This is a genomic window from Mesorhizobium sp. CC13, from assembly GCF_039907765.1.
GTDB lineage: Bacteria > Pseudomonadota > Alphaproteobacteria > Rhizobiales > Rhizobiaceae > Aminobacter.
Genome location: NZ_JARDJI010000036.1, coordinates 1 through 23,297 on the forward strand (window position 1 = coordinate 1; position 23,297 = coordinate 23,297).

Here is a 23,297-nt window from a genome sequence, read left to right on the forward strand (position 1 = left end):
CCCAGCCAGCATCTTGAATCACAATCTGCTCAAAACAGGAATCCCAAATGATTCAATCAATCAGAAATCCGCTCTAGCGCCGGCGTTGGCGACCTGCGCCAGCATCGCCGGCACGATGACCCGGTGGAACGGCATGACGATAGCGAGATAGGCGTGCCCCAGCCGGTTGTGCGGCCTGACCAGCGTTGACGCGCTGACCTCCTGCCGTCCCTCGCCGAGATCCTCGACCTCGACCAGCAGCCGGAAATCGAGATGGCGATCGTCGAGCCCGAGCACGACCCGAGACGCCGACTGGCTGAAAACAGGAAACATCCCCATCCGCTCCAGCCGCGGCGGGGCGTCGGCCAGCCGCGTCTTCAGGCCGAACGGCCGGACAAGCAGGTTGCGCAACGCCATCAGACCGCCGATCCAGGCCGGACGGTTGCCGAAGGCCCGCCTGGCGGAGGTGGCTGCGTCAAGGGCCTGTCCGGTCACCACAATGGCGAAGCGGTCGGAAAAACTCGCGCCGGGAAGCAGTTCGTCGGTGCTGGGAAGGCTCGGCAACTGAGGCATGTCACGGATCCCCGATGGCAGAACAGCCGATCGTAGCCCGCCTTGGAGGCCTTTGCGGCGTGGCGAAACGCCGCCGCGGCAGCGTTCGTTTCCAAAATTTCACGCCATTGTGAAACCGAAAGCCAATTCGCGCGTTGATTGCGGTGTTCACGCAATGATTGCGGAGCATAGCTGAGGGAGACTCTTAATGGTGAACAATCCAGATCCAGGCCGCCCACCTGCACGCCAGTCCAACATGGGCAGCACATGGCTGATAGCCATCATCGTCGTGCTGCTCGCGGCTGTGGCCTATTACATATTCGGTCCGAAGACAGGTGAAGCGCCTGCACCGGCGGAGCCGCCCGCGGCAAGCACGCCAGCTCCTGCCCCTGAACCGGCCCCGGCGCCTTCGACCACCGCTCCCGCCCCGGCCGAGCCCGCGCCTGCCCCGTCAACGCCGGCGCCCGCCGAGCCCGCGCCTTCCGGCGGCGGCACCACGGCTCCTGCGCCTTCGGGCGGCTGACAGTCGGCACAAAGCAAAACGGCCCGCTCACCGAGCGGGCCGTTTCGTGTCGCGAACTCTACCCGGCGACTACATGTGGATCGGCTTGAAGAAGGTGGCGAGTGCCGCCTCCTTCACTGCTTCAGACATGGTCGGATGGGCGTGGCAGGTGCGGCCGAGGTCTTCGGACGAGCCACCGAACTCCATCAGCACCGCCGCCTCGTGGATCATCTCGCCGGCGCCGAAGCCGACGATGTGCACGCCCAGCACCCTGTCGCTGTCCTTGTCGGCCAGAACCTTGACGAAACCGTCGGTGTGCAGCATGGCGCGGGCACGGCCGTTGGCCGTGAACGGGAATTTGCCCACCTTGTAGGCTGTTCCGGCCTTCTTGAGTTCTTCCTCGGTCTTGCCCACCGATGCCACTTCCGGGCTGGTGTAGACGACGCCGGGAATGACGTCGTAGTTCACATGGCCGGCCTGGCCGGCGATGATCTCGGCAACGGCCACGCCCTCGTCCTCGGCCTTGTGCGCCAGCATCGGGCCGGCGACCACGTCGCCGATGGCGTAGATGCCGGCAACGTTGGTGCGCAGGTGGCCGTCGGTCTTGACCCGGCCGCGCTCGTCCATCTCGACGCCGGCCTCCTTGAGGCCGAGGCCGTCGGTGTAGGGCTTGCGGCCGGTGGCGACCAGCACGACATCCGCCTCGATGGTCTCGGCAGCGCCGCCCTTGACCGGTTCGAAGGTCACGGTCGCGCCCCTCTTGGCCTTGGCCGCACCGGTCACCTTGGAGCCGAGCTTGAACTCGAAGCCCTGCTTGGCGAGCATGCGCTGGAACTGCTTGGCGACGTCGCCGTCCATGCCGCCCAGGATGGTGTCGAGATACTCGACCACCGTCACCTTGGCGCCGAGGCGCGCCCACACAGAGCCGAGCTCGAGGCCGATGACGCCGCCGCCGACCACCACCAGGTGGCCGGGAACCTTATCCAGCTCCAGCGCGCCGGTGGACGAGATGATCACCTTCTCGTCGAAGGCGACATCGACGCCCGGAATGCCGGCAACGTCGGAACCCGTGGCAATCACGATGTTCCTGGTCTCGATCTCCTGGGTCTTTCCGTCGTCGCCGACCACCGCAACCTTGCCCGCGCCCAGCACCTTGCCGGTGCCCTTGAAGCTGTCGATCTTGTTCTTCTTGAACAGGAACGACACGCCGTTGACGTTGGAAGCCACGGTCGCGTCCTTGTGCGCCATCATCTTCGTCAGGTTGAGCTTCGGCGTGCCGACTTCGACGCCGAGCGCGTCGAAGGAATGCTGAGCGTCGGCCAGCATCTCCGAGGCATGCAGCAGCGCCTTGGAGGGGATGCAGCCGATGTTCAGGCAGGTGCCGCCGAACGTGTCGCGCTTCTCGATCACGGCCGTCTTCAGGCCGAGCTGTGCCGCCTTGATGGCGCACACATAGCCGCCGGGGCCGGATCCGATGACGACGACATCATATGCCATGTTCTTGTCCTTCTCTTGGGGGCGGTCAGCGGCCGCCGCTCACGTTCAAAATCGAGCCCGTCGTATATGAGGCCGCGTCCGACAAAAGCCAAATCACGGCCTGGGCAACTTCTTGTGCCTGGCCTTCGCGCTTCATGGGCACGAGGCCGCGAATGGCAGCGATGCGGTCGGGCTGTCCGCCCGAGGCGTGGATTTCCGTATCGATGATGCCCGGACGGACCGCGTTCACCCTGACGCCTTCCGTCGCGACCTCGCGTGCAAGGCCGATGGTGAAGGTGTCGATCGCGCCCTTCGAAGCGGCATAGTCGACATACTCGCCGGGCGAACCGAGCGTCGCCGCCGCAGACGAGATGTTGACGATCGCCCCGCCCGCGCCGCCATGCAGCGACGACATGCGCCTCACCGCCTCGCGGGCGCACAGGATCGAACCGACGACGTTGATGCGCATCATGCGCTCGATCCTGGCTGCACTCATCTCATCGACGCGCGCCTTCATGTCGACCACGCCGGCATTGTTGACGAAGGCGTCGAGCCTGCCGAAGGTCCGGTCGACCTCGCCGAACATCGAAAGCACGTCGGCCTCGCTGCCGACGTCGCCCTTGATCGCGATGGCCTCGCCGCCGGCAGCTTCAAGCTCCGCCACCAGAGCTTTGGCCGCGGCTTCGTTGGCGGCGTAGTTGAGCGCCACGCGATAGCCTGCCGCGACGGCCAGCCGGCAGATGGCGGCGCCTATGCCGCGGCTGCCGCCGGTCACCAGCAGGACTTTGCCCCGAGCGCTCATTCCTGGCACCCCTGCAGCTCGAACACGTCCCATGGCACTTTCGAGAACCCGGCCGGCCCGTAGGCCGCCGACATGCGCAGCGAATGGCCGAGATCCGCGAAGATCAGCTGCTTGGGCGCCGCCGACCCGGTTTTCTCGCGCGGCAGCAGCGAAACCCTGCCCTGTTCGTCGACGCCGTAGATGACGCCCTGCCACACCGTACAGGCGTCCAGCTCCTCGCCGGTCACGTCGCCTTCGGGGCACTGGTACATCAGCATGCCGTTGGGCCGCCCGACCTCCGTCGACCACATCACGACGCCGTCGAGCACGATGGAATTGTCCAGCACCATCTTGAAGCTGTTGGTGACGGCGGCCGATTCCAGCGTCGGGCGGAAATCGATCGACGCCGCCTTGTCGCGGTCGCCATAGACCGAGAGCTCGATCGGGCATGCGGCAATGGCCGGCGTCGCCGACAGCATCGCAACAGCCGGGATCAGAGCCGCAAACCGCATCAGCCGGCCTGCACCGTTGCAAGCTTCACGCCAAGCCCGATGAAGATCATGCCGGTCGCCTTGTTGAACCAGCGGCCCCAGGCAACGAAGCGCTCGCGCACCGACGCCATGGTGAAGAACATCGACACGCCGACGAACCAGGCGATCAGCACCACGGCCATCAGCAGGCCGTAGACGCCCTTCACCGCGGCCGGAGTCTCGTGGCTGACCATCGCCGTGAACAGGGGAACGAAAAACAGCACCGCCTTGGGGTTGAGCGCGTTGGTCACGAACCCCATCAGGAAGCAGCGCACCGCCGAAATGGCCTTGGCCTGGTTGCCGCCTTGCTGCATGTCGATGGAAGCCATTTCCATCGGGTCGGCGCGCAGCGCCTTGATGCCGAGATAGAGAAGATAGGCGGCACCCGCCCACTTCAGCATGGAAAACAGCAACAGCGACTTCGACACGATCAGCCCGATGCCGAGGATGGTGTAGCTGACGTGGAACAGCAGCGACGTACCAATGCCGAAGCTGGTGATGATGGCGGCGCGGCGGCCATGCACCACGCTCTGGCGCACGACCATGACGAAGTCGGCGCCCGGCACCACCATCAGCACCGAAAACACCGCCAGCAGGCCGGCAAACTCGAGAACGTACTGCGTCATACCTTGCCCTCCGCCAGCGGCGCGTTGAATGCCCAGACATGGCCGAACGGGTCGCGCACGCGCCCGTAGCGCGCACCCCAGAACATGTCGCCGGGCGGCATGGCGATGGCGGCGCCGGCGGCCGCGGCCTTAACGATCGCGCGATCGACCTCGGCCGGTGTCTTCAGGTTGATGTTGACGGTGAGGCTCGCCCCGCCGCGCGTCAGCGGCGACAGCACGTCGGCTCCGAATTCGGGAAACTCGTCGTGCAGCATCACCTCGCTGCCGAACATGGTGAGGTTGGCATGCAGCACGCGCACGCCGTCCTCGGCCATCTGCTCGAAGGTCTCGACGGCGTCGAACGCCTTCTCGTAGAAGGCGATCGCTTCTTTGCCGCCCTTGACGCAGAGATGCACCTGGATCGGGGGAATGTCCGGTTCGAAGGCCATGAGCCGGTCCTTTCGGCGAGCGCAACCAGAGCGGGCTTTTCTCAAGCCCGCTCTACACGCTTGTGCCTCAGAGGTCGAGAACCAGACGCTCCGGATCTTCCAGGCTGTCCTTGACGCGGACCAGGAAGGTCACGGCTTCCTTGCCGTCGACGATGCGGTGATCGTAGGACAGCGCCAGATACATCATCGGGCGGATGACGATCTGGCCGCCGACCACGACCGGACGGTCCTGGATCTTGTGCATGCCGAGGATGCCCGACTGCGGTGCGTTCAGGATCGGGGTCGACATCAGCGAGCCGTAGACACCGCCGTTGGAGATGGTGAAGGTGCCGCCCTGCATGTCGGCGACCGACAGCTTGCCATCGCGCGCGGCGAGGCCGAGACGACCGATTTCCTTCTCGATCTCGGCGATCGACATCTGGTCGGCGTCACGAACCACCGGCACCACCAAGCCCTTGTCCGTGCCGACGGCGACGCCGACATGGGCAAAGTTCTTGTAGATGATGTCGGTGCCGTCGATCTCGGCGTTGACCGCCGGGATTTCCTTCAGCGCATGCGTCACCGCCTTGGTGAAGAAGCCCATGAAGCCGAGCTTCACGCCATGCTTCTTCTCGAACACGTCCTTGTACTTCGAACGCAGCGCCATCACCGCGCTCATGTCCACCTCGTTGAAGGTGGTCAGCATGGCAGCCGTCGACTGCGCCTCCTTGAGGCGGCGGGCGATCGTCTGGCGCAGCTTGGTCATGCGCACGCGCTCTTCGCGCGGGGCATCTTCAGTGCTCGACGGCGCGCGCGCAACGACAGGAGCGGCAACCGGAGCCGCGGCCGGAGCCGAAACGCCCTTGGCGATGGCGTCGAGCACATCGCCCTTGAGAACCTGGCCGCGCTTGCCGGAGCCGGCGATCTGGTCGACCGCGATGTTGGCCTCGGCGAGCAGCTTGGCCGCAGCCGGCGCCGGCGGCATCTTGCGCTCCTCGATGGGCGGGGCACCGGCGACGGAAGCGGTCTGGGCGACTGCCTCCTTGACGGTCGAGGCGGCGGTCGGTGCCGACGCCTGGGCAACGGCCTCGGGCTTCGTCGCGGGCGCACCGTTGCCGGCGGCAATGGTGCCGAGCAGGGCTGCGACGCCGACGGTCTCGCCTTCCTTGACGGTCTGCTCGGCCAGCACGCCGGCAGCCGGGGCCGGCACTTCGATGGTGACCTTGTCGGTCTCGAGCTCGACCAGCGGCTCGTCGGCGGCGATCACGTCGCCGACCTTTTTGAACCACTTGCCGATGGTCGCCTCGGACACGGATTCGCCGAGGGTGGGGACACGGATTTCGGTAGCCATTTTTTGCCTGTCCGTTTTCTTGAAGTTATTCGCCGAGGGCGTCGTCGAGGAATGCCTGCAGCTGCGCCAGGTGCTTGGACATCAGGCCCGTCGCCGGGGAGGCGGCGGCCGGACGGCCGGTGTAGCGCACGCGCTGGTGCTTGGCGTCGATATGGGCGAGAACCCATTCCAGATACGGGTCGATGAACGACCACGCACCCATGTTCTTGGGCTCTTCCTGGCACCACACCATCTCCGCGTTGCGGAAGCGGCTGAGCTCGGTGATCAGCGCCTTGGCCGGGAACGGGTAGAGCTGCTCGACGCGCAGCAGGTAGATGTCGTCGATGCCGCGCTTCTCGCGCTCCTCGTAGAGGTCGTAATAGACCTTGCCGGTGCAGAGCACGACGCGGCGGATCTTCGAATCCTTGACCAGCTTGATCGGCTCGTTGCCGAGATACTGGGCGTCGTCCCACAGCAGGCGGTGGAACGAGCTCTCGCCCGAGATCTCCGATAGCGAAGACACCGCCCGCTTGTGGCGCAGCAGCGACTTCGGCGTCATCAGGATCAGCGGCTTGCGGAAATCGCGCTTCAGCTGCCGGCGCAGGATGTGGAAGTAGTTGGCCGGGGTGGTGACGTTGGCCACCTGCATGTTGTCTTCGGCGCAAAGCTGGAGGAAGCGTTCGAGGCGCGCCGAGGAGTGCTCGGGGCCCTGGCCTTCGTAGCCGTGCGGCAGGAGGCAGACGAGGCCCGACATGCGCAGCCACTTGCGCTCGCCCGACGAGATGAACTGGTCGAACACCACCTGGGCGCCGTTGGCGAAGTCGCCGAACTGGGCTTCCCACAAGGTCAGCGCCTTCGGCTCGGCGAGGCTGTAGCCGTATTCGAAGCCGAGCACCGCCTCTTCCGAGAGCATCGAGTTGATGACCTCGTAGCCGGCCTGCGCCGCCGACAGGTTGTTGAGCGGGATGTAGCGGTTCTCGTCGCGCTGGTCGTAGAGCACGGTGTGGCGCTGCGAGAAGGTGCCGCGCTCGGAATCCTGGCCCGACAGGCGGATCGGATTGCCGTCGAGCAGGATCGAGCCGAACGCCAGCGATTCTGCCGTCGCCCAGTCGAGGCCTTCGCCCGATTCGATCGCCTGGCGGCGGTTTTCGAGGAAGCGCGCGATGGTGCGGTGGACTTCGAAGTCCTTCGGCACCTCGGTCAGCTTCTTGCCGATCTCCTTCAGCGTCTTCACCGGCACGGCGGTCTTGCCGCGGCGAAGCTCGTCCTGGTTGTCGGCGGCGCGCAGGCCCGACCACTGACCGTCGAGCCAATCGGCCTTGTTGGGCTTGTAGGCCTGGCCGGCCTCGAACTCGGTTTCGAGGTTGGCGCGCCAGTCGGCACGCATCTGGTCGACCTCGGACTGGTTCAGCAGGCCTTCGCTGATCAGCTTGTCCGCATAGACCTGCACCACCGTCTTATGCGTGCGGATCGAACGGTACATGATCGGCTGGGTGAAGCCTGGCTCGTCGCCTTCGTTGTGGCCGAAGCGGCGGTAGCAGAACATGTCCACCACGACCGGCTTGTGGAACTTCATGCGGAATTCGGTCGCGACCTTGGCCGCGAACACCACCGCTTCCGGATCGTCGCCGTTGACGTGGAAGATCGGCGCCTCGATCATCTTCGCCACATCCGACGGATAGGGCGACGATCGCGAGAAGCGCGGGTTGGTGGTGAAGCCGATCTGGTTGTTGATGATGACGTGCAGCGTGCCGGCGACGCGGTGGCCGCGCAGGCCCGATAGGCCGAGGATTTCGGCGATCACGCCCTGGCCGGCAAACGCCGCATCGCCGTGCAGCAGAAGCGGCATCACCTTGGCGCGCTCTTCCTGCGGCACGATCTCGCCGCGGGCGCGGCCGAACAGCTGGTCCTGCTTGGCGCGGGCCTTGCCCATCACCACGGGATCGACGATCTCGAGGTGCGAGGGGTTGGCGGTCAAGGACAGGTGTACCTTGTTGCCGTCGAACTCGCGGTCCGACGAGGCGCCGAGATGGTACTTCACGTCGCCCGAGCCTTCGACGTCGTCGGGCGCGTAGGAGCCGCCCTTGAACTCGTGGAATACGGCGCGGTGGGGCTTGGCCATCACGTTGGTCAAGACGTTGAGGCGGCCGCGGTGCGCCATGCCGAGCACGACCTCGTTGAGGCCGAGCGCGCCGCCGCGCTTGATGATCTGCTCGAGCGCCGGGATCAGCGACTCGCCGCCGTCGAGGCCGAAGCGCTTGGTGCCCTTGTACTTGACGTCGATGAACTGCTCGAAGCCCTCGGCCTCGATCAGCTTGGACAGGATCGCCTTCTTGCCCTCGGCGGTGAAGGCGATGGCCTTGTCCGGACCCTCGATGCGGGCCTGGATCCACGCCTTCTCCTCGGGATCGGAGATATGCATGAACTCGACGCCGAGCGTCGAGCAGTAGGTGCGCTTCAGAATCTCGAGCATCTCGCGGATCGTCGCGTATTCGAGGCCGAGCACATGGTCGATGAAGATCGGACGGTCGTAGTCGGCGGCGGTGAAGCCGTAGGCCTCGGGCGACAGCTCGTTGTAGTCCTCGAGCGGCTTGGCGATGCCGAGCGGATCGAGATTGGCGTGCAGGTGGCCGCGCATGCGGTAGGCGCGGATCATCATGATGGCGCGCACGGAATCGCGCGTCGCCTGGAGCACGTCGATCGGCGACGGCTTGACGCCCTCGGCGGCGGCCTTGTCCCTGACCTTCTTTTCGATCGCCTTCTCGACCAGGCCCCAGTTGCCGTCCAGCGCCGAGACCAGTTCGCCATTGGCCTGCAGCGGCCAGCTCGGCCGCGACCAGGATGCGCCCTTGGCGTTCTTGCGGATGTCGCCGGCGTCGTCCTTCAGGGCGCCGAAGAAATCGCGCCATTCAGCGTCGACCGATTCAGGGTCGTCGAGATAGGCGGCGTGCAGCGCCTCGATATAGTCGGCGTTGCCGCCATAGAGGAACGAGGTGAGGGAAAATTGGTCGTTGGCCTGATCTGATCGTGCCATCTTTGTCCTGCGGAGCCTCTGGCTCCGTCTCCTTTTTGAAAGGGAGTAGGGGAGTAAGGCAGTAGGGTAAAAGGTTCGATCACCTGCTGCCCTATTGCCCTACTCCCCTATTGCCTTAGCCCTTGATCGCCTCGACCAGCGTGGTGCCGAGACGTGCCGGCGACGGCGACACGCGGATGCCCGCTGCCTCCATGGCCGCGATCTTGTCTTCCGCACCGCCCTTGCCGCCCGAGATCACGGCGCCGGCGTGGCCCATGGTGCGGCCTTCCGGTGCGGTGCGTCCGGCGATGAAGCCGGCCATCGGCTTCTTACGGCCGCGCTTGGCCTCGTCGATGAGGAACTGCGCGGCGTCCTCTTCGGCCGAGCCGCCGATTTCGCCGATCATGATGATCGACTTGGTCTCTTCGTCGGCCAGGAACATCTCGAGCATGTCGATGAATTCCGTGCCCTTGACCGGGTCGCCGCCGATGCCGACGGCCGTGGTCTGGCCAAGGCCGGCATTGGTGGTCTGGAACACCGCCTCATAGGTAAGCGTTCCCGAGCGCGAGACAACGCCGACCGAACCCTTGCGGAAGATGTTGCCCGGCATGATGCCGATCTTGCACTGGTCGGGCGTCACGATGCCCGGGCAGTTCGGGCCGATCAGGCGCGACGACGAGCGGTCGAGGCGCGCCTTGACCTTGATCATGTCGGTGACCGGGATGCCCTCGGTGATGCAGACGATCAGCGGGATCTCGGCTTCGATCGCCTCGAGGATCGCCTCGGCTGCACCTGCCGGCGGGACATAGACCACGGACGCGTTGGCGCCGGTCTTTTCCTTGCCTTCGGCGACCGATGCGAAGATCGGCAGGGTCTCGCCCTTGGCGCCGGTCCAGTTTTCGCCGCCCTTCTTGGGGTGGATGCCGCCGACCATCTTGGTGCCGTGATAGGCCAGCGCCTGTTCGGTGTGGAACGTGCCGGTCTTGCCGGTCAGGCCCTGCACCAGGATCTTGGTGTTCTTGTCGATGAGAATGGACATTGATTAGTTCCCCTTCACCGCAGCGACGATCTTCTTCGCCGCGTCGTCGAGGTCGTCGGCCGAGGTGACGTTCAGCCCGCTCTCGTTGATGATCTTCTTGCCGAGTTCGGCATTGGTGCCTTCGAGGCGCACGACCAGCGGAACCTTGAGGCCCACTTCCTTGACCGCCGCAATCACGCCCTCGGCGATGACATCGCACTTCATGATGCCGCCGAAGATGTTGATCAGGATGCCTTCGACCGCGGGGTCCGCGGTGATGATCTTGAACGCCGCCGTCACCTTCTCCTTCGAAGCGCCGCCCCCGACGTCGAGGAAGTTGGCGGGCTCGGCGCCGTAGAGCTTGATGATGTCCATGGTGGCCATCGCCAGGCCGGCGCCGTTGACCATGCAGCCGATGTTGCCGTCGAGGGCCACATAGGCGAGGTCATACTTCGACGCCTCGATTTCCTTGGCGTCTTCCTCGGTCGTGTCGCGCAGCTCGACCACGTCGGCATGGCGGAACAGCGCGTTGTTGTCGAACGAGATCTTGGCGTCGAGAACGCGCAGGCGGCCGTTGGTCATGACGATCAGCGGGTTGACCTCGAGCAGGCTCATGTCCTTCTCGACGAACGCCTTGTAGAGGATCGGGAACAGCGTCTCGCCGTCCTTGGCAGCCTCGCCCGACAGCTTCAGCGCATCGTTGAGCTTGGCGACGTCGGCAGCGGTCACGCCGGCTTCCGGGTCGATCGCAACCGTGATGATCTTCTCCGGCGTGTCGTGGGCGACCGCCTCGATGTCCATGCCGCCTTCGGTCGAGACGACGAAGGCGATGCGGCCGACCGAACGGTCGACCAGGATCGACAGGTACAGCTCGCGGTCGATGTCGGCGCCATCCTCGATGTAGAGGCGGTTGACCTGCTTGCCGGCGGGGCCGGTCTGCTTGGTCACCAGCGTGTTGCCCAGCATCTCCCTGGAGAAGGCGACGACCTCTTCGATCGACTTGGCGAGGCGGACGCCGCCCTTGGCCTCAGTGGGCAGTTCCTTGAACTTGCCCTTGCCGCGGCCGCCGGCGTGGATCTGGCTCTTCACCACGTAGAGCGGGCCGGGCAGCGCCTTGGCGGCGGCCTCCGCTTCCTCGACCTTGAAGACCGGCACGCCGTCGGCGACGGGCGCACCATAACCCTTGAGCAGCTGCTTGCCCTGATATTCGTGGATGTTCATCGAAAACCCCTTACTTCTTGCCGAGGTTCGGCGCGATCGCCACGCAGGCGTCGCAGAGGCCCTTCACGGCCTCGACCGACTTCTCGAACATCTTCTGCTCGGCCTTGTTGAAATCGAGCTCGATGACGCGCTCGACGCCACCGGCGCCGATCACCACCGGCACGCCGACATACATGTCCTTGATGCCATACTGGCCCGACAGGTGCGTGGCGCAGGGCAGCACGCGCTTCTTGTCCTTGAGGTAGGATTCGGCCATGGCGATCGCCGACGAGGCCGGCGCGTAGTAGGCCGAGCCGGTCTTGAGCAGGCCGACGATCTCGCCACCGCCCTTGCGGGTGCGCTCGACGATGGCGTCGAGCTTCTCCTGGCTGGTCCAGCCCATCTTGACGAGATCCGGCAGCGGAATGCCGGCGACGGTCGAGTAGCGCACCAGCGGCACCATGTCGTCACCGTGGCCGCCGAGCGTCATGGCGCTGACGTCCTCGACCGAGACCTTGAACTCCTCGGACAGGAAATAGCGGAAGCGGGCCGAGTCGAGCACGCCGGCCATGCCGACGACATGGCTCTTGGGCAGGCCCGAGAACTTCTGCAGCGCCCACACCATGGCGTCGAGCGGGTTGGTGATGCAGATGACGAAGGCCTTCGGCGCGTATTTCTTGATGCCGGCGCCGACCTGTTCCATGACCTTGAGGTTGATGCCGAGCAGGTCGTCGCGGCTCATGCCCGGCTTGCGCGGCACGCCGGCGGTGACGATGCAGACATCGGCGCCCTCGATGCCGGCATAATCGTTGACGCCGGTGTAGCGCGAGTCGAAGCCGTCGACCGTCGAGGACTGGGCGATGTCCAGGCCCTTGCCCTGCGGAATGCCCTCGGCGATGTCGAACAGGACCACGTCGCCGAGGTCCTTGAGGCCGACCATGTGGGCGAGCGTGCCGCCAATCATGCCCGAGCCGATGAGGGCTATCTTGTTACGTGCCATGAAGGAATTTCCCTTTGCCTTTGACGACGCCGTGACGGCGGGGTGAAACAGGTTTGGGCGAGGAGGCCGCGGCGATGCGGCCAAAATGAGCAGCTCGCAATAGACCTGCGATCGAAAATATTCAACCGATTATTTCCTGCTCAATTTTTTCAATCGGTTAGATACTTCGGGATTTACGTAAACGTCAAAGATTTGTGACGAAAGTGCAAACGGAAGGTGAAGAAACGTCCATGTCTGCGATCTTCATACGATGGCTGGTGCGCAGCGACGCAGCCCTTATCGGCAACGTCGCGGGGGATGCCGTCGCCGTGGCAACCTGCCTCGCCGCCCGCCTTCCCTTCGTGGCGCTCGATGATGGCCAGGTTGTGGCGCAGACGGCGGACATGGCCCATCGCCGGGTAGAATGCCGACGGATCGTTATGTCGACGAGGTCGGGGGGGGCTTGGCCGGCAGCGCCGCTGCATCGCCGGCCGCCTCATTCGATCTCGACTGCTAGCAGCCGTGGCTCGGCAACGAGCGGATCCTGTCGAGACATTCGTCATATATCCACGACCCCCGCGCCAGGACGGCCGGGGGCCTACCATCGACCGTTTGGCCAAGCGGTTGGGGAGTGCCGACATGCGGTCGGCAAAACCTGCCCGGCGGGGACCGGGCACAAGAGTTCGAAACGCCCGCCTAAGCGAGTTCGGCGATCGTCTTCTTCGCCCGCTGGATCGAGGCCGGGCTCATCGACAGTTCGGTCAGGCCCATGCGCAGGAACTCGGGGATGAGGTCGGGCCGCCCGGCCGCCTCGCCGCACATGCCGACCATGATGCCGGCCGCCACCCCCGCCCGCGCGGTCATCTCGATCGCCGACATCACCGCGACATTGGTGACGTCGTTGAGCCTGGCGACCGTCGGGTTCAGCCTGTCGGCCGCCATGATGTACTGGGTGAGGTCGTTGGTGCCGATGGAGAAGAAGGCGACTTCCTTCGCCAGTGCAGGTGCGATCAGCACCGCCGCCGGCGTCTCGATCATGACGCCGAGCTGGAACGCGCCGAAGGCAATTTTCTCGGCCGTGAGTTCGGCCTTGCAGGTGTCGATCAAGGCGCGCGCGGCGCGCACTTCACCGATGTCGGAGACCATCGGCAGCATTACCTTGACGTTGCCGTGGACGGCGGCGCGCAACAGCGCCCGGAGCTGCGGCTTGAAGATGTCGGGCCGGTCGAGGCACATGCGGATACCGCGCCAGCCGAGGAACGGGTTCTCCTCGTCGGGGAACTCGATGCCCGAAATCGGCTTGTCACCGCCGATGTCGAGCGTGCGCACGATGACGGGATAGGGCGCGAAGGCCTTGGCCAGCGCCGCATAGGTCTCGGCCTGCATGTCCTCCGACGGCAGGTGCATGTGGCGCATGAACAGAAGCTCGGTGCGGAACAGGCCGACGCCCATGGCGCCCGCCTCGCGGGCAGCGTCGATCTCTTCCAGCGAGCCGATATTGGCGGCGACTTCGATTACGGTTCCGTCGGTGCGCCGGGGCGTGGTGTCGCGGAACGCCTTCAGCGCCTCGCGCTCGCGCGCGGCCTCGTCGATGCGGGCGCGGAAGCCGGCGAGAACGGCGCCCTCCGGATTGGCGACGACATGGCCGCGATGGCCGTCGAGCGCAACCGCGCGGGCCCTGCCGAGTTCGTGCACCTGCGCGCCCATGCCGAGCACGGCGGGAATGCCGTGGGCGCGGGCGATGATGGCGATGTGCGAGGTCGCGCCGCCATGGCCGCAGACGATACCGCCGATGCGCTTGAGCGGCGCGCGGGCCAGGTCCCAGGCGCCGATGTCCTCGGCGACCAGGATGGCACCAGGGGGAATATCGTCGAGGCTGGCGTCGGCCTGGCCGAGCAGCGCCAGGCAGATCTGGCGGCCGACCGACTGAACGTCGTCGGCACGGGCGTTGAGATAGGGATCGTCGACCTGGCCGAACTGGGCGGCGATCCTGGTGGCGGCGCCGATGACGGCGGTCACCGCGTCGCTGCCGGTTTTGATGGACGCGGTGACCTCGTCGCGCAGCTCGTCGTCGGCGGCGATGTCGCGCAGGGCGGCGATGATGCCGCGGTCGTTGGCCGACAGCGTCTCGGAGGCGAGCGAGGCGTTCATGCGCGCCTGCACGGCCTCGACGGCGTCAGTGAAGCGGACGAGCTCCGCCTCCATCTCGCCGGTCGAGAGCGTGCGGCGCTCCGGCTTGATCTCGGGCGGGAAGTGGGCGAAGGCCGCACCCACGGCATAACCTTCCGAGGCGGCCACGCCCTTCAGTGCGCCGGCAATCTCTTCCTCGACCGCAGCCGGCCTGCCCGGCTCGACCTGGAGCGTCACGTCCGCGGCGGCTGCGGCATCCGGCTCAGCCGGGGCCTGCTCCTCGGCGAGACCGGCGAGCGGGTTCTCGAGATAGCCGATCAGCGCCTCCACGGCCTCGATCTCGTCGGCGCCCCTGGTGCGGATTGTCACCTCATCGTTTTCCTTGACGGCGAGCAGCATCAGCTTGACCGCGCTCTTGGCGCTGGCCGACTTGCCGTCCTTGACGATCTCGACCTCGCTCTCGAAGCTCTTGGCGAGCTTGACGAAGCGGGTGGCGGGCCGGGCATGCAGCCCTTCGTGCACTCTGACGATCGTCGAGCGTTCCATGGTCCGGTCTCTTGTTCGAGTTCAGTATAGCCGCGTCGGGGGCGGCAATCAGCGGCCGATGGTGATGGCGGCACCATGCTTGAGCGCGGCGACGAGCAACTCGCCGTCGATCGCCGAGGCGCAGATCTCGCCTGGCCTCTCGGCGGCGGCCGCGCCGTTGAAATTGATGACCACGTGGCCGATCTCGCGCACCTTGTTCCAGGCGCTGTCGCCCATGGCAGTGATGGTTCCGGTCAGTTCGCCTATGGCGATGGCCGAGCCGACTGCGGGAGCGGCGTCGCTTGGCCCGACCTCGGTCTTGTGCAGCACCGACACCTCGGCCAGTTCCGGCGGGGCGCCGTCTGCGAACAGGATCAGCACGCCGCCTTCGGCCAGCTCCGCCACCTCCGGTCCGATTGCCGTGATGTGAGTCTTGAGGTGAACCGACATGTCGAAGCCTTTTCTCTACGCCCGAGGCAGCGCCTGCCTGGAGTCCTTGTATTTCGCCGGCAAACGACCGACGACGAAGCATGCCAGGCGGCGGATAAGACCCGCCGCCTGGCCAGGTCTCAGAAGACGACGAGGCTGACCAGCCAAGCGATGAGCACCGACACCGGGCCCATGATCTGGCGGCTGATCAGAACCGCCGGAACGCCGATCTCGATCGTCTTGGGCTTGGCTTCGCCCAGCGCCAGCCCGACCGGCACGAAATCGCAGCCGACCTGGGTGTTGTAGGCGAAGAGCGCCGGCAAGGCCATGGCGGGCGAGATCGTGCCGTTGGCGATCTGCGGGCCGATGATCGCCACGCCGATGACCTGGGCGATGACCGCGCCCGGCCCGAGGATGGGCGACAGGAACGGCAGGCCGCAGATGGCCGAGATGATCAGCAGGCCGACGATGTTGTTGGCCAGCGGCCCCATCGGCTGGGCCAGCACGTCGCCGATGCCGGTGTAGAGGATCAGGCCGATCAGCATGGTCACGAACGCCATGAACGGCAGGACGTTGCGGACGACCTGGTCGATGGTGCGGCGGCCGGCGTTGAAGAAGATGCCGACGACACGACCCATGATGCGACCGATGCCGGCGACGAGGCCGATGAAGCCGCCCTCGCCGGAAGTCGCGGGCGGCACCTTGGCGGCGGCCGTCGCGAAGGACGCCGGGCTGGAGTTATGACCCGAGACGCCGGCCGACGTCACTGCCTCGGAACCGTCGGCCATGGCGATGTTGTCCTCCCTGACGCCTGACACGTAGATGTCCTCCGTGATGAACTGGGCAAGCGGACCCGCCTGCCCCACCGGGGTAAGATTGACCGTAGGGATGCGCTTGCGCGGATAAACGCCGCAGCGGGCGGTGCCGCCGCAATCGACCACCACGACCGCCATTTCGCCTTCGACGGGCGGCGACTTGAAGCCGTCGACGGCTTCGGCGCCGGTCATCTCTGCGATGCGGGCCGCCACCGGGTGGATGCCGCCGCCGGTGACCGAGACCACCTTGTTGCGCTGCGAGGTCGGCTGCACGACCAGGGGACCGCCCCAGCCGCTCTTGCCGCGGGAGATTTTGACTGCCTTGTAGGAATTGGCCATGTCTTCCTCCCCGCCTTACAGCTCGACGCCTTGGCGGCGTGCCATGATGGCGGTGATGCGCTCGGTCAGCATGCCCTTGAGCAGGATGACGACGAGGCCGACGATGGCGTACCAGATGGCCACCTGGATGTGGTAGCCGCCGGGAACCGCGCCCTTCTTCTCGAGCTCGAGCAGAGCCACGAGGATGCCGCCCCAGACGAAATATTCGCCGGGGTTGATGTGCGGGAACAGGCCGAGCGGCGGGTGCACGTAGGACACGGCCGCGTCATAGAAGGCCGGCTTGTGCTTTTCTTCCAGGAACGAGCCGAAGGTGTAGGCCATCGGATTGGTCAGGAAGAACACCGAGATCAGTGGCAGCACGGTGTAGCGGGTGAGCGCGATGCGTCCGGCGCCGCGGGCGATGCCGTGCACCCTCTCCTCGCCGACGAGTTCGGTCAGCGCGTAGAAGGCGGTCATCAGCACCACCAGCGTCGGGATGATGCCGGTGACGAAGCCGGCGAAGACCTCGCCGCCCTTCTGGAAGATGCCGATGAAGTATTTGCCGATGCTGGTGAGCCAGCCGAGCTGCTCCTCCTGGGCAACGGTGTTGAGCTTTTCCTTGAACTGCTCGACGGTGATGTCGCTGCTCGCCTGGGCGAGTACGACCAGATCGTTCGCCGCTCCCTTGACGGCCAGCTTGCCGTGAATTGCAGCATCCGTTGCCATCGAACCCGCCACATGCAGGTTCTGCACGGCCATGTCGGCATGCTGCGCCAACATAGTCAGGACTGACATTTCTCCTCCTTGATATCCTCGCCCCGACGAGACTTCCGCCCCGCAGGTTGCCTCCCTAAGTACGCACTGGCTCGAGGCCCGACAGGCCGGGCCCCTTCGGCTCGAGCCGTGCACGGTCGATCTGCTCGACCGTCTTCCTCACGGCTTCCGCCACACCGGCTTCCCCCTCTCCCAGGACCGCGGGATTGGACCGGAGCTGATCGAGGGTCATGCCCTCGAGATTTTCGTGCCGGCGGAACTTGGCGAAGACCGAGCGGCCGGTCATCGTCAGCAGTCGCCGGACCACCAGGTCGGGCGTGACCACCGCCAGCGCGATCGTGCCCTTGCCGAAACGGCCGCGGCAGTTGCCGGCGCCGACATAGCCGTCCTGGTATTTCTCGGTGATGCCCTTGAAGACGTCGGAATAATGCCGCATCTGCAGCCAGACGCCGAGCGACTGCAGCGCCCAGACGAGCGCCAAAAGCAGCAATCCCCATTGCCAGATCGCCATAGGGCCCTTCCTCCCGAAGCCTCCAGAGCGCGGCCGGAAGCCCGGCCACTCACATATCGATCAGAGAACATTTGTCTTTATAAATGTCAATATGTATAAGTTGAAACGACCCGGAAGCGGGATGCAGTCCACCACAGCGTTTGGCATATCGCCCTGCGGTGTTATCTTCCGACGGTCAGGAGCGCAGCGACGATGGATCTTTTCTTCAAGAACGAAATGGCTCTCGTTCCCGACCTCGGCCACCGGCTGAGACAGCTGCGGTGGTTCCGCGCAACCTTCCGCAACAGCGCCCGCGCCGTGAGCGCGCGCTACGGCATCCGCTTCGAGATCGACGAGAAGAAGCTCACCCGCATCTTCCTCGACTGGGTGGAGATCGTAAACGCGCAGAAATCCTATGCGCGGCTGGACCGGGCCGACTTCATCGTCTTTGCCGCCGGCCTGGCGCTCAAGGAACTGATCAGGCAGTCGCCGGTGCGTGCGGCAGGCACGGCCCCAGCCAAGGCCAGCGAGGAAGCGCCCGAGATCGTGCGCTTCTGGCCGGAGGGGTTCGTCTATACCAACTACTGCGTCTGTGCGATCGCGGCCGTGTTCGAGCAGGAATTCGGCCAGGCCCCTGCCCTCGACGCCTGCGCCGACGACCTCAGGACCTGGTGGTCCTACAAGGAGAACACCTCGGAGATGCCAAGCTACGCGGTCGCCTATCTCGACCGCTTCCTCGGCGCCGAGCCCAATTGGCTGGCGCCCGACCTGCCTGAAGAGCGCAACGCCATGCAGCGCGCACTTCAGGCCTCGCCGCGCCCGCAGGCCATCGGACAAGGCTAGATTCTCAACCACCCACCGCGGCGGCAACGCAGCATGACCGCTGCGGCCGCGCTTTGACCAATGGCGGCCCCAGTGCCGCAGACGTTTCCTGGAGACTGACTTGCCCAACAACAGCCTGGTGATTTTCGATTGCGACGGCGTGCTGGTCGACAGCGAGCCGCTGGCAGCGCTCGCCTATGTGCGCGCCTATGCCAGGAACGGGCTCGCGATCGAGGCTGAGGTGATCTCGCATTGCGTCGGCATGAAGCAGGCCGACATCATCGCCAAGATCCACCAGCTCACCGGCCAGCTGCTGCCAGACCACGCCACCGGCGACATCTGGGGCGAAACCAAGGCGCTGTTCACCGAACAGTTGGCCTCGACGCTCGACATTGCGGGCTTCCTGTCCGGGCTCGAAGTCGCCCGCTGCGTGGCGTCATCCTCGTCGGTCGAGCGCATCAACCACAGCCTCGAGGTGACCGGGCTGGCACATTATTTCGGCCCGTCGATCTTCAGCTCGTCGATGGTCAAGAACGGCAAACCGGCGCCGGACATCTTCCTCCACGCCGCCGAAAAGATGGGCTTCGCGCCCGAGCGCTCGGTGGTCATCGAGGACTCGCGCTACGGCGTCCAAGGCGCCGTTGCAGCCGGCATGACGGCCATCGGCTACATCGGCGGCGGCCACACCCATGACGGCCACGGCCCGGAACTCCTGGACGCCGGTGCTGCGGTGGTTTGCGGTAGCTGGGACGAGGTCGCCGCTGAACTGCGCGAGCGCGGGTTTATCTGAGACGGATTTGCGTCAGGGGCAGTTGGCGGTTTGATAGATGATTGGCCGACGTTCGCGCCGCCCCTCACCTGCCTGCCGGCATCCTCTCCCCGTAAAGGGACAGGGAGAGGAGCGCTGCTTCAGCGTTGCGCCCTTCCCTGCCGCCGCAATGGCGGCGTTGTTCCTGTCGGATACGGTAGCTGTTACCGCCGATACGGGTGAAGGACAAAGCGGTTGCGCCCACGTCCCCCTCTCCCCGCGTGCGGGGAGAGGGCAAGGGTGAGGGGCACATTTATCGGCTGGCCCGGCGGCGCTTACGCCCGCGCCATCTCCAGCAGGATCTTCAGCACCTGCTCGCGGCGCTCGACCTGCGGCATGTGGCCGGTAGCCGGGAACACGTGCAATGCCACCTCGCCGGGAAGGCCCAGCGACTGGCTGGCCGGGATGATCCGATCGTTGGCGCCAACGATGACGCGCACCGGAACACGCAGGGCGGCGATGAGCCCCCTAATATCGAAGGTCTGGGTGCCGTCGGCGAAGAACCGGTCGGCGATCTCGCCCTGTGCTGTGCGCAGCTCGGCATCGGCTGCCTGCGCCAGCGTGGCGTTGACGAAGGGTTTCGACAGCACCTGCTCGTCGGCGACCAGTTGCCTGAGCCATGGCATCAGGCTCGCCTCGCTTTTCGCCCGCACGAAGCCCTGCAGGAAGGCGCCGTTGATCTCGGGGCCGAGGCCTGCCGGCGCGATCAGCGCCAGGGCACGCACGTCGGCATGGCCGCGCGCGGCGACAGTTGCCGAGACAGCACCGCCGAACGAGTGGCCGACCAGCAGCGCCGGCCCGACATCGAGCGCGGCAAGCGTCGCCTCGACATCGGCCGCAATGGCGTCGAGATCAATAGGCGTCTGGCGCGGAGATCCACCATGTCCGGGCAAGTCGAGCGCCAGCAGCGGCGCGTCGACGGGTCCGGCTGCCAGCATCGGCCGCCAGCTGTTCAAATCGGCGCCGAAGCCGTGGATCAGAACGATCGGACGCCCTTCGCCCTGTCGCAGCCAGGCGAAGTTCAGCGGTGCCGCTCCAGCAGCCCGCTGGGGCGCCGGTCGCGGCTGGGAGGATGCCGGCGACCTGGAAACGATGGGGGCTGGCTTGGCCGTTGCGGGGGCTTCTGCCGGAATTGCCGCCTCGACGTCCTTGCGCATGACACGGCCACGAGGGCCGGAGCCTGCGATGGCGTCGAGCGCGAGCCCGGCTTCCGCGGCGAGACGACGGGCCAGCGGCGTGGCGCGCGTGCCGTTGGACGGCGCATTGATGGACGGTGCTGCGGCAACCGGCTTTGCCGTCACGGTTTCAGCGGCGGCCGGTTCAACGGCGATGGCTGCGGCCTTCGCAGGCTTCGCCGCCGGTTCATTAGCCGGCTTGGAAACCTCACCCTCGGAATAGATCCAGGCGACGGCTTCGCCGACCGGAATGTCGATGCCTTCCTTGCCGGAGATGTTGCGAATGGTGCCCGTGGCCGGGGCGTCGATCTCCATCGCCGCCTTGTCGGTCTCGATCTCGAACAGCAGGTCGCCTTTCTTGACCACGGCACCCTCGCCGACGAACCAGCGCGAGATGCGCCCGGTCGCCATGTCCATGTCGACCTTGGGCAGGATGACTTCGACCGGCATGGCCTAGCGGCTCCCAGCAGCGAGGCTGCGCGCGGCGGCCAGGATGTCTGGCACCTGCGGCACGGTCGCCTTTTCCAGTTCCGGGTTGTAGGGCACCGGCGTCTCGGCACCGCCGAGGCGCACGATCGGCGCGTCGAGGAAGTCGAAGGCCTCGCTCTCGGCGATCATGGCGCTGACTTCGGCGCCGACGCCGAGCGTCTTCACGCCCTCGTAGACGCAGAGCAGCCGCGACGTCTTCTTGACGCTTTCTATGACGGTCTCCTTGTCCATGGGGCGGACGGTGCGCAGATCGACGACCTCGACATCGATTCCTTCGGCCTCGAGCGTCCGGGCAGCCTCGAGCGCCTTGTGCACCATGATCGAGGTCGCGACGATGGTGAGGTCGCGGCCTTCGCGGCGGATCTCGGCCTTGCCGATCGGCACGGTATAGTAGCCCTCGGGCACCGGGCCCTTGGTCTTGTAGAGCAGCTTGTGCTCGAAGATCATCACCGGGTCGGGATCGGCCACGGCGGCGAGCAGCATGCCCTTGACGTCGTGCGGCGTCGCCGGCTGGATGACCTTCAGCCCCGGCACATGGCCGAGCCAGGCTTCGAGGCTCTGGCTGTGCTGGGCGGCAGCACCAGTGCCCGAACCGGCCGGAAAGCGCATGACCACGGGCACTGACACCGCGCCGCCGAGCATGTAGCGCATCTTGGCGGCCTGGTTGACGATCTGCTCCATGGCGAGCGTGGCGAAGTCGGAGAACTGGAACTCGAAGATAGGACGCAAGCCTGTCACCGCCGCACCGACGGCAACGCCGGCGCCGCCGAGTTCCGAGATCGGCGTGTCGATGACGCGGTCGGCGCCGAAACGCTCGACCAGGTCGCCGGTCACCTGGAAGGCGCCGCCATAGACGCCGATGTCCTCGCCCATCAGGAACACGCGCTCGTCGGTCTCCAGGGCGATCGCCATGGCTTCCTGGATCGCCTGGGCATAGCTCAGCTCGCGCACGGCCTGATCCATTTATGCGGTCTCCGTGTAGACGTAGCGCTCGAGGTTGCGGATCTCGGGCGACGGGCTCGCCTTGGCGAACTCGATGCCGTCGGCGATTTCCTTGCGCACAGCCTCGCGGATGGTCCTGATGCCGGTCATGTCGATGATGCCGAACTCCATCAGCTCGCTTTCGAAGCGGACGATGGGATCGCGGTTGGTCATCCAGTCCTCGATCTCCTCTTTGGTGCGGTAGCGGTTGCGGTCGCTCTTGGAGTGACCGCGATAGCGGTAGGTCTTGGACTCGATCAGCGTCGGACCTTCGCCGGCGCGCGCACGCCGCACCGCCTCGTGGCTGGCTTCGGCGACTTCGGACAGCACGTTGCCGTCGACGATCACGCCCGGCATCGAATAGGCAGCGGCGCGGTCGGCGACATTCGGCACCGCCGTCGAGCGGGCCATCGAAGTCGACATGCCGTAGCCGTTGTTCTCGCAGACGAAGATGACCGGCAGCTTCCACAGCGAAGCCATGTTGAGCGCCTCGTGGAAGGCGCCCTCGTTGTTGGCACCGTCGCCGAAGAAGGAGACGACGACGCGGTCCGACTTCAGGCGCTTGGCCGTCAGCGCCGCTCCCACGGCAATCGGGATGCCGCCGCCGACGATGCCGTTGGCGCCGAGATTGCCCGTCGTCACGTCGGCGATATGCATCGAGCCGCCGCGGCCGCGGCAATAGCCCGTGGTCTTGCCGAAGAACTCGGCGAACATCCTCGACACCTCCGCGCCCTTGGCGATGCAGTGGCCATGGCCGCGATGGGTCGAGGTGATCTGGTCGTCATTGGTGAGCGGCATGCAGATGCCCATGGCGCTCGCCTCCTGGCCGATGGACAGGTGCATCGTTCCGTGGATCAGGCCGCGCATGTAGGACTCTTCCGCGCCCTCTTCGAACTGGCGGATGAGATACATCTTGTGCAGCGCCTGTTTCAGCCTGTCGGCGCTGTATTCCCGGTAGATGAAAGGCAGGTTCACGCCTGCTGGCAGGTCCTTGGTCTTAGCCTGGGCCACGGTCACGCCTCCGCCCCATAGACCAGCCGGTCCTGGCGTGCCCTGAGCTCTGCGATCTTCGAGCCCGGTGCGACGGCGGCGTTGGCATAGGTGATGAGCTCGCCCTTCTTGATCGGGGCGGTGACGGTGCCGCCCTG

At 65.8% G+C, this 23,297-nt stretch carries 21 protein-coding genes and 1 pseudogene; 2 read left to right on the forward strand and 20 right to left on the reverse strand.

What is annotated here, in order from left to right:
• Positions 1-60: 60 nt before the first annotated feature.
• From PV773_RS24500 to PV773_RS24575, 16 genes are all read right to left on the reverse strand, one after another.
• Positions 61-552 carry a DUF2867 domain-containing protein gene (locus PV773_RS24500; protein WP_347968880.1) on the reverse strand — a complete coding sequence of 164 codons (492 nt, stop codon included), beginning with the start codon at positions 550-552 and terminating at the stop codon, positions 61-63.
• A 571-nt stretch (positions 553-1,123) separates the two neighbouring features.
• Complete coding sequence (lpdA, locus tag PV773_RS24505) at positions 1,124-2,530, reverse strand: dihydrolipoyl dehydrogenase (protein ID WP_347968881.1); 1,407 nt, start codon at positions 2,528-2,530, stop codon at positions 1,124-1,126.
• Between the two features lie 25 nt (positions 2,531-2,555).
• Positions 2,556-3,311 (reverse strand): SDR family oxidoreductase, encoded by a 756-nt coding sequence (locus tag PV773_RS24510; protein WP_347968882.1) that lies wholly within the window; start codon positions 3,309-3,311, stop codon positions 2,556-2,558.
• Positions 3,308-3,802 (reverse strand): hypothetical protein, encoded by a 495-nt coding sequence (locus PV773_RS24515; protein ID WP_347968883.1) that lies wholly within the window; start codon positions 3,800-3,802, stop codon positions 3,308-3,310. The genes PV773_RS24510 and PV773_RS24515 overlap by 4 nt, the downstream gene beginning before the upstream one ends.
• Positions 3,802-4,446: a LysE family transporter gene (locus PV773_RS24520; RefSeq protein ID WP_347968884.1), complete on the reverse strand. Its 645-nt coding sequence runs from the start codon at positions 4,444-4,446 to the stop codon at positions 3,802-3,804. The genes PV773_RS24515 and PV773_RS24520 overlap by 1 nt, the downstream gene beginning before the upstream one ends.
• A complete protein-coding gene (locus tag PV773_RS24525; RefSeq protein WP_347968885.1) occupies positions 4,443-4,874 on the reverse strand; it encodes a VOC family protein in 432 nt (143 codons plus the stop codon). The genes PV773_RS24520 and PV773_RS24525 overlap by 4 nt, the downstream gene beginning before the upstream one ends.
• Before the next feature lie 67 nt (positions 4,875-4,941).
• A complete protein-coding gene (gene odhB / locus PV773_RS24530; protein WP_347968886.1) occupies positions 4,942-6,204 on the reverse strand; it encodes a 2-oxoglutarate dehydrogenase complex dihydrolipoyllysine-residue succinyltransferase in 1,263 nt (420 codons plus the stop codon).
• A gap of 25 nt (positions 6,205-6,229) precedes the next feature.
• Positions 6,230-9,217 (reverse strand): 2-oxoglutarate dehydrogenase E1 component, encoded by a 2,988-nt coding sequence (locus PV773_RS24535; protein ID WP_347968887.1) that lies wholly within the window; start codon positions 9,215-9,217, stop codon positions 6,230-6,232.
• Positions 9,218-9,332: 115 nt separating this feature from the next.
• Entirely contained in the window at positions 9,333-10,235 is a 903-nt protein-coding gene (sucD, locus tag PV773_RS24540) for a succinate--CoA ligase subunit alpha (protein ID WP_347968888.1), read from the reverse strand.
• A 3-nt stretch (positions 10,236-10,238) separates the two neighbouring features.
• Positions 10,239-11,435: an ADP-forming succinate--CoA ligase subunit beta gene (gene sucC, locus PV773_RS24545; protein ID WP_347968889.1), complete on the reverse strand. Its 1,197-nt coding sequence runs from the start codon at positions 11,433-11,435 to the stop codon at positions 10,239-10,241.
• A gap of 10 nt (positions 11,436-11,445) precedes the next feature.
• Complete coding sequence (gene mdh, locus PV773_RS24550) at positions 11,446-12,414, reverse strand: malate dehydrogenase (RefSeq protein WP_340040800.1); 969 nt, start codon at positions 12,412-12,414, stop codon at positions 11,446-11,448.
• 675 nt (positions 12,415-13,089) lie between these two features.
• Entirely contained in the window at positions 13,090-15,069 is a 1,980-nt protein-coding gene (gene ptsP, locus PV773_RS24555; RefSeq protein WP_347968890.1) for a phosphoenolpyruvate--protein phosphotransferase, read from the reverse strand.
• Between the two features lie 48 nt (positions 15,070-15,117).
• The gene (locus PV773_RS24560; RefSeq protein WP_347968891.1) at positions 15,118-15,498 is read right to left on the reverse strand and encodes a PTS glucitol/sorbitol transporter subunit IIA; all 381 of its coding nucleotides are present in this window, start codon (positions 15,496-15,498) and stop codon (positions 15,118-15,120) included.
• Positions 15,499-15,617: 119 nt separating this feature from the next.
• Positions 15,618-16,631 carry a PTS glucitol/sorbitol transporter subunit IIB gene (locus PV773_RS24565; RefSeq protein ID WP_347968892.1) on the reverse strand — a complete coding sequence of 338 codons (1,014 nt, stop codon included), beginning with the start codon at positions 16,629-16,631 and terminating at the stop codon, positions 15,618-15,620.
• A 15-nt stretch (positions 16,632-16,646) separates the two neighbouring features.
• Positions 16,647-17,405, reverse strand: coding sequence for a PTS glucitol/sorbitol transporter subunit IIC (locus PV773_RS24570; RefSeq protein WP_347968893.1), 759 nt, complete (start codon positions 17,403-17,405; stop codon positions 16,647-16,649).
• Between the two features lie 55 nt (positions 17,406-17,460).
• On the reverse strand, positions 17,461-17,895 hold the full coding sequence (locus tag PV773_RS24575; protein WP_347968894.1) for a transcriptional regulator GutM: 435 nt from the start codon (positions 17,893-17,895) through the stop codon (positions 17,461-17,463).
• 192 nt (positions 17,896-18,087) lie between these two features.
• Here PV773_RS24575 and PV773_RS24580 point away from each other — a divergent pair, with 192 nt between their 5' ends.
• The gene (locus PV773_RS24580) at positions 18,088-18,717 is read left to right on the forward strand and encodes a hypothetical protein (protein WP_347968895.1); all 630 of its coding nucleotides are present in this window, start codon (positions 18,088-18,090) and stop codon (positions 18,715-18,717) included.
• 100 nt (positions 18,718-18,817) lie between these two features.
• Complete coding sequence (locus PV773_RS24585) at positions 18,818-19,486, forward strand: HAD family phosphatase (RefSeq protein ID WP_347968896.1); 669 nt, start codon at positions 18,818-18,820, stop codon at positions 19,484-19,486.
• A gap of 293 nt (positions 19,487-19,779) precedes the next feature.
• Here the strand turns inward: PV773_RS24585 and PV773_RS24590 are convergent, their stop codons facing one another.
• The 4 genes and pseudogenes from PV773_RS24590 to PV773_RS24605 all read right to left on the reverse strand — a co-directional run.
• Positions 19,780-21,129: an acetoin dehydrogenase dihydrolipoyllysine-residue acetyltransferase subunit gene (locus tag PV773_RS24590; RefSeq protein WP_347968897.1), complete on the reverse strand. Its 1,350-nt coding sequence runs from the start codon at positions 21,127-21,129 to the stop codon at positions 19,780-19,782.
• Between the two features lie 3 nt (positions 21,130-21,132).
• Positions 21,133-22,131, reverse strand: coding sequence for an alpha-ketoacid dehydrogenase subunit beta (locus PV773_RS24595; RefSeq protein WP_347968898.1), 999 nt, complete (start codon positions 22,129-22,131; stop codon positions 21,133-21,135).
• The gene (locus PV773_RS24600) at positions 22,132-23,160 is read right to left on the reverse strand and encodes a thiamine pyrophosphate-dependent dehydrogenase E1 component subunit alpha (protein ID WP_347968899.1); all 1,029 of its coding nucleotides are present in this window, start codon (positions 23,158-23,160) and stop codon (positions 22,132-22,134) included.
• Positions 23,161-23,162: 2 nt separating this feature from the next.
• Positions 23,163-23,297, reverse strand: a pseudogene (locus tag PV773_RS24605) (homoserine dehydrogenase); the annotation flags it as partial.